The organism is Geobacter sp. (assembly GCA_009684525.1).
Classification (GTDB): domain Bacteria; phylum Desulfobacterota; class Desulfuromonadia; order Geobacterales; family DSM-12255; genus Geoanaerobacter.
In genome coordinates this window covers 108,252-122,091 of sequence record WKKR01000001.1, presented here as the reverse complement: position 1 = coordinate 122,091, position 13,840 = coordinate 108,252, and the positions used below count along the sequence as shown (strand labels likewise).

Genomic DNA, 13,840 nt, shown 5'->3' with positions numbered 1-13,840 from the left:
CTATTTCTTCTCCCCATCGTCCGATTGGTCGATGGATTTGGTGAAGATGCTTATGAAAAGGATCGACACCAGCCAGCCGAGCTGAAGGTAAAGGTAGAGAAGCGGGACGCCGAAAAGGGTCACCGGCTTGTTGAAGATGCCGATGAACGGCACGTTCATCATGATGATCCCCAGCAGGAAAAAGATCACCCACGATTCCTTGAGACGAAGACGCTGCAGGAGTAAGCCCTTTTGCAGACGCGGCCAGATCATGGCAGAATCCCCACGGCTTTCAGGATATCGTCAACGGCCTGCCGGATCGGCCCAGACGTGTTCGCGCAGAGGAACTGCTCGCTGTCGGGGTCGGGCTGCTCGAATGCTGCCAAGTGGCTGTCGAACAGCTCCAGCCGGCCATCGGAAATTTCGTTCATCTTCCCCTCGCGTTCCGCCAACCGCTCCCGGATCAGTTCATCGGGACAGGCGATCATGACCAGCCGGAAGCCGGCTCCGAACTCCGCCGCAGCCCGCCGGAAGCGCTCCCGGTCGGCTTTCCTCCGGAAGGTTGCGTCGATGATGACGCTCTGCCCCTGCTGCAACCGGGCCGTACCTCTTTCCAACAGGGCCTCATAGGTGGCACGGTCAGCCTCGGTGGTATAGAGTCCCGTGCCAAACGGAGCGGAACGCGAGGAAGCGGTGGCATGATAGAGTTCCTTGCGCGTCCGATCCGAGGAGATGACCGGTATGCCCAGTTCCCGCCCCAACAGTTGGGCCAGGGTGCTCTTGCCGCTTCCCATGAGGCCCCCCACCAGAAAGATCGTCACCGGCAGCTTCTGCCGCAGCAGATATCCCCGGGCGAGGCGAAAATAGCCGATTGCACGGTCTCGGGCCGCATCGCGGTCTTCGACCGGTATGGCCCGGTCCAGGAGCTGCAGGCTTGCAACCTTTCCCCGCACAAAGGCACGATAGACCTTGTAAAACTCCACCAGAGGAAGACAGGTGTCATCCGTGGCGACCTTCACATACTCGTCGATGAAGGCCGCAGCGAGATCCGCCCGATCGTGATAGTCCAAGTCCATGAGGAGAAAGGCAATGTCCGCCGCCGTATCGCCATAGCGGAAACGCGGATTGAACTCGATGCAGTCGAAGATCCAGATCTTGTCTCCCAGGCAGATGTTTTCGAGATGCAGGTCGCCGTCGCAGTCGCGGATGAACCCGCTTGCGATCCGCTCCTCGAACAGTTCGGCATGTCTCTGCAGGTACTGATCCACCCACTCCCTGAAATACTGGAGATCCTGGCCGGACAGGGTATCACCGACGAACCGCTCAGCCAATGCAAAGTTTTCATCCCAGCTGCGCCGGATGGCCTCGATCGATCCATACCGGTCGATCTCGGTGTCGCGCTCCGCATCCCGGTGAAACGCCGCCACCACCCCGGCAATCGAGCGGATCGTCTCTTCCTGCACCTGGCCGGCAGCCAGGAGCCGGTCCATCATCCGCTCTTCCGGCAGCCGGACCATCTTGACGGCATAATCGACCACCGGGCCGTTGCCGGTGAAGGCAACACCCTCTTCCGATCTACGCAGTTCCACCACACCGAGATAGATGTCAGGGGCAAGGCGTCGATTGAGGCGAACCTCCTCATGGCAGTAAAAGCGACGCCGGTCAATGGTGCTGAAATTGAGAAAACCGAAATCGACCGGTTTCTTTATCTTATAGACGAAACGGTCCGTCAGGAATAGGTACGATATGTGCGTCTGCTTGAGATGCACTGTTTGCGGGGCATCGGGGTATGCTTCCGGCCTCAACAGCGACTCAAGCTCGCGCTGCTCCATCGTCTCTCCTTAACAAAGCGAATTACTTGACGAAAACTCTAGCATACAACCGGCCAATGGCAAGCAAATGCCGTAATAATTGGATTTGACGGCACTACTGTTATATGGTAATTTTCAAGCACAGTGCAGGAGGAGTACGAAGTTTCCCCACCCCTCTCTATGTACCCAATCTCCAGATCAGCAACCGACAGGCACCGCGAGCTCTCGGCTTTTCAACTTGATACCGAAGCCACGGATTTTTTTTTGCGGGATACCCAATGAAACGACTCGGCATAGCAGCCATAATCTCCATAAGCGCCCTCTGCCCCTCCTGCGCCACAAGCCAGACAGCCGCGACGCGCCCTCCCGCTGACCAGGCGGCAACCCCTCCCCGCCTTGACATAGCAGATTCACGAGCAATGTACCTCTTTTCCCTCTCCCGGCTGCACTCCCTGGACGGCGACACGGAAGGTGCCCTGACACTCCTGCGTGCCGCAACGGAGACCGACCCGTCCGGCGCCTACCTCTACACCGCCATGGCTGGGGTTTACCTGAAAAGCAACCAGCCCCTGGAAGCTCTCAAGGCCTGCGAGACAGCCATCGAGATCGACCCCAAGAGCTTCAACGCCCATCAGCTGGCAGGCAACATCCTGGTGGGGCTCAAACGGGACCGCGAGGCGACCGAACATTTCAAAAAAGCCATCGAGCTCAACAAGAACAAGGAAGAGCTCTACCTCCACCTTGCCGTTGCCTATGTGAAGATCTTCGAATACGAAGAGGCGATCAATACCCTCAAGGCCCTGATCAAGATTTCGCCGGACAATGCCTTTGCCTACTACTACCTGGGCAAAACCTACGACCAGATGAAGCTCCCCCGCGAAGCGGTGCAGTATTACCGCAAGGCCCTCGAAATCAAACCCGACTTCGAACAGGCGCTGATCGATCTGGCAATCTCCCTGGAAACCCAGGGCCTTGCCGGGGACGCCGTTGCGATCTACCGCCAATTGCTGAACGAAAACCCCCAGAACGTTTCGGTGGCACAACACCTGGTTCAGCTCCTGATCCAGCAGAAGCGCCTCGAAGAGGCGCTGTCACTCCTGAAGACCATGGATGCCGCCAACCTGGGCGGGCTGGAAACCAAGCGGAAGATGGGACTGATCAACCTGGAACTCGAACAGTTCGACGAGGCGATCGCCATCTTTAACAGTATCCTCGAACAGGAACCTGACGCCAACCAGATCCGTTTCTACCTGGCCAATGCCTACGAGGAAAAGAACGACCCTGACCGGGCAATTGCCGAGTATGCAAAGATTCCTGCCACAGCATTCAACTATTACGAGGCAGTGGGGCATATCGCCTTTCTCTACAAAGACAAAGGTGAACCGGAACGGGCCATCTCCTTCCTCAACGACGTGATCTCCCACGCACCGGACCGCCTCGATCCCTACCTCTACCTGGCTGGGGTCTATGACAATCTCGGCAAGCCTGACGAGGCCCTCAAGGTCTTGACCGGCATCGAAGGGAAATTCCCGGCGGAACCATCACTCCAGTTCCGGCTGGGGGTGATTTACGAAAAGATCGGCAACAAAGCCGAATCCATCGCCCGCATGAAACGGGTGCTGGAAATCACCCCGGACGACCCGCAGGCGCTCAATTACCTCGGCTATACCTATGCAGAGCTCGGGGAGAACCTGGACGAGGCGCTGCGGCTCCTCAAGAAGGCCAACGGGCTCCGCCCCGACGACGGCTTCATCCTGGACAGTCTCGGCTGGGTTTTCTACAAATTGAAGCGCTATGACGAAGCGGTCAAGAGCCTGGAACGCGCCTACGAGATCGTAGATGACGATCCCACCATCATCAGCCACCTGGCAGAGGTCTATCTCGCAAAACGCGACAGCAAGAGCGCCCTTGAACTCTATCGCCGGGTCATCAAACTCGACCCCGACAACAAGGAAGCCGCCGAGAAGATCAAGAAGATCAAAGCGGAGATTCAGGAACGATGAGGTTCCGGTGGGCCCTCTGCCTGCTGCTGTTCATCCTTGCCTGCGGTTGCACCGATAGAGAACCGAAGCCGGCACTGCGGCTCCATCGCTCCGCCGGCCCCCCTGCCTATGGCGATACCCTGATCGTCGGCGCTATCGGCGAGGCATCCACGCTCATCCCCCTGCTTGCCTCGGACAGCGTCTCACATGAAGTTGCCAGCCTGATCTACAGCAGCCTGGTCCGGTACGACAAGAACCTGAAACTGGAAGGAGAACTGGCAGAGCGGTGGGACGTGTCGCCGGACGGCCTCACCATAACCTTCCATTTGCGTCGGGGTGTGAAATGGCATGACGGCCACGAATTCACCTCACGCGATGTCATGTACACCTACCGGGTCACCATCGACCCCAAGACCCCCACCGCCTATGCCGAAGACTTCAAACAGGTAAAACAGGCGACAGCTCCGGACCCCTACACCTTCAGGGTGACCTACGACAAGCCCTTTGCCCCGGCCCTGGAATCATGGGCAGCATCGATCCTCCCGGCGCATCTCCTCGAAGGGACCGATATCACCAAGAGCCCCCTATCCCGAAAACCGGTCGGAACAGGTCCCTACCGCTTCAAGGAATGGACCGCCGCCCAGAAGATCGAGCTTGAGTCATTCCATGACTATTTCGAAGGCCGGCCTTACATCGACCGTTACGTTTATCGGTTTATTCCCGATACCTCCACCATGTACATGGAGCTGAAGGCCGGCGGCATCGACATGATGGCGCTTACGCCGGTCCAATACCAGCGCCAGACAACAAGCGCCGATTTTCTCGCGCGCTTCGCCAAATACCGTTATCCTGCCTCCGTTTACACCTATCTGGGATACAACCTGCGCCACCCCCTTTTCCGGGACAAACGGGTACGGCAGGCGATCACCCTGGCCATCAGCAAGGACGAAATCGTGCAGGGCGTATTGCTGGGAATGGGCCAGGTGGCCCACGGCCCTTACAAGCCGGGCACCTGGGCCTTTAACCCGACGGTCAAGGATTTGGGATACGATCCGCAACGGGCAGCCCGGCTCCTTGCCGAGGTGGGGTGGAGCAAACGGAATCAAGACGGTATCCTGACCAGAAACGGAAAACCGTTTCAGTTCACCATTCTGACTAATCAGGGGAACGACCAGCGGCTGAAAACCGCCCTGATCATCCAGCAACGTCTGAAAGCGGTGGGAATCGACGTGAAGATCAGGGTGGTGGAGTGGGCATCGTTTCTGAAAAACTTCATCGACAAGGGGGATTTCGAGGCCATTGTCATGGGGTGGACCATCCCGCAGGACCCGGATCTGTTCGATGTCTGGCATTCCAGCAAGACCGGCCCCAAAGAACTCAATTTCGTCGGCTTCAAGAACGCCGAAGTGGATCGGCTGATAGAAGAAGGGAGAAGCACCTTCGACCTGGAACGCCGGAAACGCTGCTATTGGCGGATCCAGGAGATCCTGGCGGACGAGCAGCCCTATACCTTCCTCTTCGTTCCCGATGCCCTTCCCGTGGTAAATGCCCGTTTCCACGGCATTGAACCGGCCCCGGCAGGGATCACTTATAACATGATCAAGTGGTACGTCCCCAAGGATGAGCAACTGCACTGATGCGAATTCTCACGGTTTACATCCGCATACCCTACGTCAAGGACTGGTAGAACGCACGCATGATCCGCTATCTGACCAAACGTCTCCTGATGATGATCCCCCTGCTCCTGGGGATCACCCTTATCACGTTCACGGTGATCCACCTGGCCCCTGGCGAACCGGTGGAGATGCAGGTGGCGATGAACCCCAAGGTATCGGCCGAAGCCCGACAGCGTCTCCGGGAATTCTACGGCCTGGACAAGCCGTTGCCCGTCCAGTACGGCAACTGGCTCAAGCGGCTGGCCCACCTGGATTTCGGCAACTCTTTTGCCCCCGATAACCGGCCGGTCATCGACAAGATCAAGGAACGGATACCCGTCACCGTCTCCCTCAACCTGATTGCGCTCTGCATCGAGTTCGGCCTGGCCATACCGATCGGCATCCTGGCGGCAATCCACCGCAATTCACTGCTGGACAAAGGGATCACCATCTTCGTCTTTATCGGTTTCGCCGTGCCGACGTTCTGGCTGGCACTGTTGCTCATGTACTTTTTCGGGGTGAAACTCGGCTGGCTGCCCATCTCGGGACTTCACTCCCTGGGGAGCGAGCAGTGGGGCCTGTTAGCCAGGCTCTGGGACCTGGCCAAACACCTGATACTCCCGCTGGCGGTCGCCTCGTTCGGCAGCCTGGCAGGCCTCTCCCGGTTCATGCGCTCGACCATGCTGGAAGTGATCGGCCAGGACTATATCGTGACAGCACGGGCCAAGGGGCTGTCGGAACGAGCCGTTATCTTCCGTCACGCGTTGCGCAATGCCCTTCTACCGGTCATCACCCTGCTCGGCTTTTCGCTCCCCGGCCTGATCGGCGGCAGCGTCATCTTCGAGACGATCTTCGCCATTCCCGGCATGGGTCAGCTCTTCTATCAAGGGGTCATGTCGAGGGATTATCCGCTGGTAATGGGGATTCTGGTGATCGGAGCCGGTTTGACGCTGGTGGGAAACCTGCTGGCAGATGTCTGTTATGCGCTTGCCGACCCGCGCATCAGACAGGGGAGGAGCTAACAACCTGACAGAGAGCCGATTCGCCGGCTCCCTGTCAGGCTGCTGCATGCGGGTCAGGAATTGGTATCGTCCGAAGGGATCCGTCTCTTGGAAAGCAGCGACCTTCGCCGTTCCTGGCCACGATAGGTTTTCGTCCCCACCACGCCGTTGCCGCGCAACTGCTCGCTCGGTGCCGAAATCCAGCCATCGCTGCGTCGGAACGCAACCACCTCGCCGGAGGCTATGGAGGCGTCAAGATGCTCTTCCTCGATAAACCGTTCAGTGCCGGTATTGTCACGAATCTGTATGTACATGGCACCCTCCAGGATGAGACACTTCACAGAAAAGTATAACCTCACCTTAAGGGCTGTCAAACTCTCATCCGGCGAGTTGTAACATTATAATGAATCCCTCGTCGCGGTATTCCGCACACGCCTAAAGCATGGGTGACCGCCTTTTGCCCAGGAACTCCAGGGTCTTCTGCGCCTGGTCGTGGCCCTGCTCGGCAGCTTTCTGGAACCAGACCAGCGCCTCTATCTTGTTCTGCTTCACCCCGAATCCGTTGAAATACATGAGCCCGAGGATGAACTGGGCCTGATCGAGCCCCTGCTCGGCAGCCTTACGATACCACTTGAACGCCTCTTTGCGGTCCTGCTTGACCAGTTCCCCTTTGTCATAGATCTGCCCAAGGAGGAACTGGGCATCGGCCTGCCCCTGTTCGGCAGCCTTGCGATACCACTTGAGCCCCATCTTCAGGTCCTTCTTGACCGAGATCCCCTTGACATATGCCTGGGCCACGGCAAACTGGGCGTCGGCATTCCCCTTGTCCGCGGCCCGCCGGAACCACTTCAGAGCCTCCCCGTTGTCCTGGGGAACACCGTCGCCGCGATCATAGAGGAGCCCGAGATTGTACTGGGCCAGGGCATATCCCTGCTCGGCAGCCTTGCGATACCATTTTAAGGCTTCCTTTTTATCAAGGAGAACGCCGTCACCTTTGTCATAGAGGTGCCCCAGCAGGTACTGGGCACGGGAAATCCCCTGCTCGGCAGCCTTCTGATACCACTTGGCCGCCTCTTGCTTGTCCTTCTCAACCCCTTCGCCGTTATCGTACTTTACCCCCAGGTTCAGCTGGGCATTGGCATGTTTCTGCTCGGCAGCCTTCCGGTACCATTTTGCAGCTTCCGCGCGGTCCTGATGCACCCCTTCGCCCCGGTCATAGATCTGTCCGGTGGCAAACTGGGCATCTGCCAGCCCCTGCTCGGCTGCCTTGCGATACCACTTGGCCGCTTCCTTTTTGTCCTGGCGAACCTCGTCCCCCAGGGAGTACATCAGCCCGAGCGTTACCTGAGCCTTGCCGAAACCCTGTTCGGCCGATTTGCGGTACCATTTGACCGCTTCCCGCCGGTCTTTCTTGACACCCTTGCCGTTGGCATACATAAGACCGATCTGAAAAAGGGATTTTGCACTGCCGTCGGCCTTGAATTCGCGGAAGGCTGTAGCAAAATCCCCCTCGTTGTACGCCTTCTGTGCCGATACGCTGTCAGCGTACACAGGCATCGCCGTCGTCAGCAACGCAAGCAGGATTGATGCATGGATTCGTTTCATTTCCTCGACCTCACAGCAGATATGCCTTCGAAATCGGAATTGTAGCGCTTTTGGCTGCGGGCAACAACAGTAAATTCTTTCCTCTGGCTCCCGCACAGGCTAACACGCCATGAATCGTTCAGATGCAATCCACGGCAGAAGGTGATATACATTCATTCTAAGGAACCATCAATCACCAGCAACATCGGAAGAAGGAGCCCGCGTGACCGCTTCCCGACGCATCATTGTTGCCGCTGCCGTCGTTATCCTTGTGGCCGTGGCGATCATCATACTGTTTCGACACCCTTCCCCCTCATCGTCCACACTCACGGTTTCAGGAACTGTGGAAGCCACCACAGTGACGGTGGGGTTCAAGGTAAATGGCCGGCTCAAGGAGCGGCTGGTCGATGAGGGCGCGACCGTAAAGGTGGGCCAGCTCCTGGCCAGACTGGAGACCGACGACCTCGAGCAGGAGGTTGCCCTGCGCCGGGCAGAACTTGAGGCAGCCATGGCAGTTCTTGCCGAACTGGAGGCAGGTTCGAGGAGCGAAGAGATTGCCCAGGCCCGAGCCGCCCTTGACAGGGCTGAAGCCGAGGAAAACCGGCTGACAGCCGATTTCGCACGACAGGAAGAGCTCTACCAGCGGGAAGTCATATCAACCCACGATTTTGAAGCTGCGCGTAGCGCCTTTTTGATGGCCAAGGCCCAGGCGCGCGAATTGCGCGAACGGCTGGGCATGGTCAGGAAAGGTCCGCGCATCGAGACCATCAGGCAGGCACGGGCCAGGGTGGGAAGCGCTCGGGCGGCCCTGGAGCTGGCCAGCAATCGCCTGGATGATGCCGCCCTGTTTTCCCCTACTGCAGGAAGCGTCCTGGCCAAACACCAGGAACCGGGTGAACTGGTGAATACGGGCACGCCGGTACTGACCATCGGCGATCTCGAATCGGTCTGGATCAGGGCCTATATCCCCGAAACCGACTTGGGCAGGGTGAAGCTGGGCCAGACAGCCCGGATCACCGGCGATACCTTTCCGGGTCGTGCCTACCAAGGTACCGTCAGTTTCATCTCCCCCGAAGCGGAATTCACACCCAAGAACGTCCAGACCGAGAAGGAGCGGGTCAAGCTCGTCTACCGCATCAAGATCACCGCCCCCAACCCGCACCATGAGCTGAAACCGGGGATGCCGGTAAACGCCGAACTGACACTCAAGTAACGCGTGGTGCCCCGTATGGATGCGGTCAGGATAGACAACCTCTGCAAACGCTTCGGCACCAACACGGCCGTCGACAACCTGACCCTCTCCGTTGCGCAAGGGGAACTGTTCGGCCTGGTCGGCTCCGACGGCGCAGGTAAGACCACCACCATGCGCATGCTCGTCGGCATCATGGACCCCTCTGCTGGCTCGGCATCGGTCATGGGGCGGGATACGGTCCGCGAGTCCGAAGAGCTCAAGGACGACATCGGCTACATGAGCCAGCGCTTCGGCCTCTACCAGGACCTGACGGTCCTCGAAAACATCCACTTCTACGCCGACATCTTCGGCATCCCGAAGCAAGGCCGGGAGGACAAGGTCGAACGCCTCCTCGCCTTCAGCAACCTGACGCCGTTCAAGCGCCGGCAGGCAGGAAACCTCTCCGGCGGGATGAAGCAAAAGTTGGGACTTGCCTGCGCCCTGATCCATACCCCCAGGGTGCTCTTTCTCGACGAACCGACCAATGGCGTCGATCCGGTCTCCCGCCGCGATTTCTGGCGCATCCTCTACCAGCTCCTCAAGGAGGGGGTCACCATCTTCGTCACCACCGCCTATCTCGATGAGGCGGATCGCTGCAACCGGGTCGGTCTCATCCACAAGGGGAGGCTTTTGGCCTGCGACACCCCGGATCGTCTGCGCAGCCTCATGAGGGGGACCATCCTGGAAATCAGGTCCGATAATGCCCGGCTCACGGCACGGCTGTTACGCGACCGTTTTCCCGACACGTCTGTCGGTCTCTTCGGCGACCGTGTGCACCTGGTCTCCGCTGATCCGGATCGGGTGACGGACTTGGTGAATGGGCTCCTTACGGCAGCGGGGGTCACCCTCCAGGGGATACGCCCCATCGAACCGAGCCTGGAGGATGTGTTTGTCTCCGTCCTGCAGGAGGAAGAGTCAGGAGCCGGGCATGACCAAGGATAACGAGGAGTTCGCCGTATCGCTGCGCGATCTCTCGAAGCGCTTCGGCGATTTCCAGGCGGTCAGCCATGTCAGCCTGGATGTGAAGCGGGGGGAGATATTCGGCTTCCTCGGTCCCAACGGCGCCGGCAAATCGACCACCATCCGGATGCTCTGCGGCATCCTGACCCCTTCCGACGGAACCGGAACCGTGGCAGGTTTCGACATCAACCGGCAGGCCGAAGAGATCAAGTCCAACATCGGCTACATGAGCCAGCGTTTTTCCCTCTACGAGGATCTGACGGTAGAGGAGAATATCGACTTCTACAGCGGCATCTACCGGATTGCACCGGACAGGAAGCGAGAGCGCAAGGAATGGGTCGTCGAGATGTCCGGGCTTGCCGAACACCGGCACTCCAGGACCGCCACGCTCTCCGGCGGCTGGAAGCAGCGGCTGGCGCTGGGGTGCGCCATCCTCCACGAACCTCCCATCATCTTCCTCGACGAGCCGACCTCCGGGGTGGACCCGATCAGCAGGCGCAATTTCTGGGACCTGATCTACCGCCTGGCCGGCGAAGGGGTCACGGTCTTCGTCACCACCCACTACATGGATGAAGCCGAATACTGCGACCGCCTCGGCCTGATCTACCGCGGTGAGCTGATAGCCCTCGGTTCGCCGGGAGAACTGAAAACAGACCAGATGGGGGAGGAGATCGTGGAACTATCCTGTGACCGCCCGCAGGATGCCCTGGAGATCATTGAGGCGCTCCCCGGCGTGCGCCATGTCGCCCTATTCGGCCGGGGGGTGCATGCGGTGGTCGAAGATGCCGGCGCAGCGATCCCGCTCATTGCCGACAGTCTCATGCAGGCCGGATTCCCGGCTCTGCGGCCGGAGCGGATCGTCCCCTCGCTGGAGGATGTCTTTGTTTCGCTCATCGAAGCGCGCGACCGGGCGGAAGAGCCACAACGGGAATTTGCCCGCTAGGAGAGCCCTGAGTCATATGAAGCTGCAACGGGTACGGGCCGTCGCCAAAAAGGAATACCTGCACATCATCCGCGATGTGCGCAGCCTGATCATGGGGCTAGCCCTGCCGATGCTGCTCCTGTTCATGTTCGGCTACGCTCTCACCCTGGATGTGGACAAGGTGCCGCTGGTGGTCTGGGACCAGAGCGAAACCCCGGCCAGCCGCGATTTCATCGGTCGTTTCAGCGGCTCACGCTACTTCCAGCTCGTAGAGCACGTCAGCGACTACCAGGCCGTGGAACGGGCCATTGACCGGCGCGACGCCCTCATCGCCCTGGTGCTGCCGGTCGATTTCGGCCGGGCAGGCACGTCCGGCAAACCTATCCGCATCCAGGTCATCGTGGACGGCAGCGACTCGAATACCGCCACTATTGCCCTCGGCTATGCGGAAAACATCGTCCGGCTCTATGCTGCCGACATCGTTGTTGCCCAGAGCCGGCGCATGACCGGAACCGCACCGCGACCGCCGCTGGACATACGGCCGCGGGTCTGGTTCAACGATGACATGATCTCGCGCAACGCCATTGTCCCCGGCCTCATCGCCGTCATCATGATGGTTATCGCCGCCTTTCTCACCTCCCTGACCATTGCCCGCGAGTGGGAAACCGGCACCATGGAGCAGCTGATCTCCACCCCTCTGCGCGGCCCGGAGCTGATCCTCGGCAAACTGCTCCCCTACTTCGTCATCGGCCTGATAGACCTGGCACTGTCCGTGGTGGTGGGGCGTTTCGTGTTTGACGTCCCGCTCAGAGGAGAGCTCTGGCTGTTGCTCGGCATGGCGATCCTGTTCCTGTTCGGCGCCCTCTCCCTTGGGATGCTGATCAGCATCGTCGGGCGGAGCCAGTTCGCCTCCAGCCAGTTCGCCATGGTGGCGACACTGCTGCCAGCCTTTCTCCTTTCCGGCTTTGTCTTTCCCATTGCCAACATGCCCAAGTTCCTCCAGATCGTCACCCATATCATCCCGGCCCGCTATCTGGTCACGATCCTGCGTGGCATCTATCTGAAGGGGGTGGGGCTTTCCGTCCTCTGGCGTGAAGCGGCATTGCTGGCACTGTTCGGAATTACGGTGCGGATCCTGGCAATCCTGAAGTTCCGGAAAAAAATCGAGTGACCATGTTGCGAGGTTTCACGTGTTCGACCGCCTGAAGGCCATGCTGATCAAGGAGTTTACCCAGATCCTCCGCGATCCCAAGATGCGCTTCGTCATCTTCGGCGTGCCGGTGGTGCAGATCGTCCTGTTCGGCTACGCCGTGAACACCGACGTCAAACACATCACCACAGCAGTCTATGACCTGGACAAGAGCGCCACCAGCCGTGAGCTGGTTGCCCAACTGCAACGTTCCGGCTACTTCGATATCACGGAACAGATAGAGCGTGTCGGACGGATACGGGAGCTCATGGACCAGGGGGAGGTCCGGGCGGCAGTCCAGATCGACCCCGGTTTCGAGGACGACATCAGGGGAGGCCGCACAGCCTCCCTGCAGATCATCGTGGACGGCACCGACCCGAATACCGCTGGCATCGTCCTCTCCCATGCGGTCAAGATCGCCAGCCGTTTCAGCGACCAGATCCTGACCCAGCGCATGGTCCGGCAGGGAGACCTCCTCCGGACGCTGCCGCAGGTCGACCTGGAAAGCCGGGCCTGGTTCAACGATAACCTGGAAAGCCGCAACTACTACGTTCCCGGCGTGACCGCCCTGATGGTGCTCATCACCACCATGATGCTCTCCAGCATGGCCGTGGTGCGGGAAAAGGAGATCGGCACCATGGAGCAGATCATCGTCACCCCGATCCGGCGCTGGGAGTTCATCCTCGGCAAGACAATACCGTTCATCATCATCGGCTATATCAACCTCTCAATCGTCGTCCTGATGGCGCGGTTCTGGTTCCAAATCCCCTTCCGCGGCAGCCTGCTCCTGCTCTTTGCCGCAACCGGTCTCTACCTGATGAGTACGCTCGGCTTCGGACTCTTCATCTCCACCATCAGCCGGACCCAGCAACAGGCGATGATGAGCTCCTTCATGTTCACCTTTCCGGCCATGCTCCTCTCCGGTTTCGCCTTCCCCATCGAAAACATGCCGCCCGCCATTCAGTACGCGACCTACATCAATCCGCTCCGCTACTTTCTGGTCATCATCCGCGGAATCTTCCTCAAGGGGGTCGGGCCGGACATCCTCTGGCCCCAGCTCCTGGGGCTTTTCATCCTTGGCTCGATCATACTCGCCTTTGCGGTACAGCGTTTCCGCAAGCAGCTGTCATGAAACCGGGCGGCCTCCTTGACAGTAGGGGGGTATTTCTGTATAACCATGCTAGCTGTCCGACCTCGCACCAATCGGGGACCACATGTTCATCATTGCCAACTTCATCAATGCCATAGCCTACATCCTGGACTTCGCCCTGACGATCTACATGTATATCCTGATCGCCCGGGCCATTCTCTCCTGGGTGAACCCCGACCCCTACAACCCCATTGTCAGCTTCCTTTACCGGAGTACCGAACCGGTCCTGCAAAGGGTCCGCCGTGTGCTCCCCAATACCGGAGGACTCGATCTCTCACCGCTTCTGGTGATCCTTGCCATCTTCTTCCTGCAGAAATTCATGGTAGCCTCACTCTTCGAACTGGTAAACCGTATCAAATTCGGCTTCGGGGGCTAA

The 13,840-nt window shown here is 59.1% G+C and carries 13 protein-coding genes; 9 read left to right on the top strand and 4 right to left on the bottom strand.

Features of this window, described 5'->3' with window-relative positions; translation table 11 throughout:
* Both GJT30_00600 and GJT30_00595 read right to left on the bottom strand, forming a co-directional pair.
* Positions 1-249 (bottom strand): hypothetical protein, encoded by a 249-nt coding sequence (locus GJT30_00600; GenBank protein MSM38111.1) that lies wholly within the window; start codon positions 247-249, stop codon positions 1-3.
* A complete protein-coding gene (locus GJT30_00595; protein ID MSM38110.1) occupies positions 249-1,811 on the bottom strand; it encodes an AAA family ATPase in 1,563 nt (520 codons plus the stop codon). Before GJT30_00595 ends, GJT30_00600 begins: the two co-directional genes overlap by 1 nt.
* A 257-nt stretch (positions 1,812-2,068) precedes the next feature.
* Here GJT30_00595 and GJT30_00590 point away from each other — a divergent pair, with 257 nt between their 5' ends.
* Genes GJT30_00590 through GJT30_00580 form a run of 3 tightly spaced genes read left to right on the top strand, consistent with a single transcriptional unit; the run spans position 2,069 to position 6,449 of the window.
* Positions 2,069-3,793, top strand: a complete 1,725-nt coding sequence (locus GJT30_00590) for a tetratricopeptide repeat protein (GenBank protein ID MSM38109.1) — start codon at positions 2,069-2,071, stop codon at positions 3,791-3,793.
* Positions 3,790-5,409, top strand: a complete 1,620-nt coding sequence (locus GJT30_00585) for a peptide-binding protein (GenBank protein MSM38108.1) — start codon at positions 3,790-3,792, stop codon at positions 5,407-5,409. Before GJT30_00590 ends, GJT30_00585 begins: the two co-directional genes overlap by 4 nt.
* Before the next feature lie 59 nt (positions 5,410-5,468).
* On the top strand, positions 5,469-6,449 hold the full coding sequence (locus GJT30_00580; protein ID MSM38107.1) for an ABC transporter permease subunit: 981 nt from the start codon (positions 5,469-5,471) through the stop codon (positions 6,447-6,449).
* 53 nt (positions 6,450-6,502) lie between these two features.
* Here GJT30_00580 and GJT30_00575 read toward each other — a convergent pair whose 3' ends face one another.
* Together GJT30_00575 and GJT30_00570 are read right to left on the bottom strand one after the other, a co-directional pair.
* Positions 6,503-6,742: a hypothetical protein gene (locus GJT30_00575; protein ID MSM38106.1), complete on the bottom strand. Its 240-nt coding sequence runs from the start codon at positions 6,740-6,742 to the stop codon at positions 6,503-6,505.
* Positions 6,743-6,863: 121 nt separating this feature from the next.
* Positions 6,864-8,033, bottom strand: a complete 1,170-nt coding sequence (locus GJT30_00570; protein ID MSM38105.1) for a hypothetical protein — start codon at positions 8,031-8,033, stop codon at positions 6,864-6,866.
* A gap of 202 nt (positions 8,034-8,235) precedes the next feature.
* Between GJT30_00570 and GJT30_00565 the strand changes: the two genes are divergently transcribed.
* The 6 genes from GJT30_00565 (at position 8,236) to GJT30_00540 (ending at position 13,840) form a co-directional block, all read left to right on the top strand.
* The gene (locus GJT30_00565; protein ID MSM38104.1) at positions 8,236-9,225 is read left to right on the top strand and encodes an HlyD family efflux transporter periplasmic adaptor subunit; all 990 of its coding nucleotides are present in this window, start codon (positions 8,236-8,238) and stop codon (positions 9,223-9,225) included.
* A gap of 15 nt (positions 9,226-9,240) precedes the next feature.
* A complete protein-coding gene (locus tag GJT30_00560) occupies positions 9,241-10,185 on the top strand; it encodes an ATP-binding cassette domain-containing protein (GenBank protein MSM38103.1) in 945 nt (314 codons plus the stop codon).
* Positions 10,172-11,146, top strand: a complete 975-nt coding sequence (locus GJT30_00555) for an ATP-binding cassette domain-containing protein (protein MSM38102.1) — start codon at positions 10,172-10,174, stop codon at positions 11,144-11,146. Before GJT30_00560 ends, GJT30_00555 begins: the two co-directional genes overlap by 14 nt.
* A 16-nt stretch (positions 11,147-11,162) precedes the next feature.
* Positions 11,163-12,296: an ABC transporter permease subunit gene (locus tag GJT30_00550; protein MSM38101.1), complete on the top strand. Its 1,134-nt coding sequence runs from the start codon at positions 11,163-11,165 to the stop codon at positions 12,294-12,296.
* 19 nt (positions 12,297-12,315) lie between these two features.
* On the top strand, positions 12,316-13,446 hold the full coding sequence (locus GJT30_00545; protein ID MSM38100.1) for an ABC transporter permease subunit: 1,131 nt from the start codon (positions 12,316-12,318) through the stop codon (positions 13,444-13,446).
* 82 nt (positions 13,447-13,528) lie between these two features.
* Complete coding sequence (locus GJT30_00540; GenBank protein MSM38099.1) at positions 13,529-13,840, top strand: YggT family protein; 312 nt, start codon at positions 13,529-13,531, stop codon at positions 13,838-13,840.

What these genes read in the sequence shown, in the direction of transcription:
- GJT30_00550 (MSM38101.1), top strand. Translation starts at nt 11,163, where the DNA reads ATGAAGCTGCAACGGGTACGGGCCGTCGCCAAAAAGGAATACCTGCAC.
- GJT30_00575 (MSM38106.1), bottom strand. Translation starts at nt 6,742, where the DNA reads ATGTACATACAGATTCGTGACAATACCGGCACTGAACGGTTTATCGAG.
- GJT30_00595 (MSM38110.1), bottom strand. Translation starts at nt 1,811, where the DNA reads ATGGAGCAGCGCGAGCTTGAGTCGCTGTTGAGGCCGGAAGCATACCCC.
- GJT30_00580 (MSM38107.1), top strand. Translation starts at nt 5,469, where the DNA reads ATGATCCGCTATCTGACCAAACGTCTCCTGATGATGATCCCCCTGCTC.
- GJT30_00590 (MSM38109.1), top strand. Translation starts at nt 2,069, where the DNA reads ATGAAACGACTCGGCATAGCAGCCATAATCTCCATAAGCGCCCTCTGC.
- GJT30_00585 (MSM38108.1), top strand. Translation starts at nt 3,790, where the DNA reads ATGAGGTTCCGGTGGGCCCTCTGCCTGCTGCTGTTCATCCTTGCCTGC.
- GJT30_00555 (MSM38102.1), top strand. Translation starts at nt 10,172, where the DNA reads ATGACCAAGGATAACGAGGAGTTCGCCGTATCGCTGCGCGATCTCTCG.
- GJT30_00560 (MSM38103.1), top strand. Translation starts at nt 9,241, where the DNA reads ATGGATGCGGTCAGGATAGACAACCTCTGCAAACGCTTCGGCACCAAC.
- GJT30_00540 (MSM38099.1), top strand. Translation starts at nt 13,529, where the DNA reads ATGTTCATCATTGCCAACTTCATCAATGCCATAGCCTACATCCTGGAC.
- GJT30_00570 (MSM38105.1), bottom strand. Translation starts at nt 8,033, where the DNA reads ATGAAACGAATCCATGCATCAATCCTGCTTGCGTTGCTGACGACGGCG.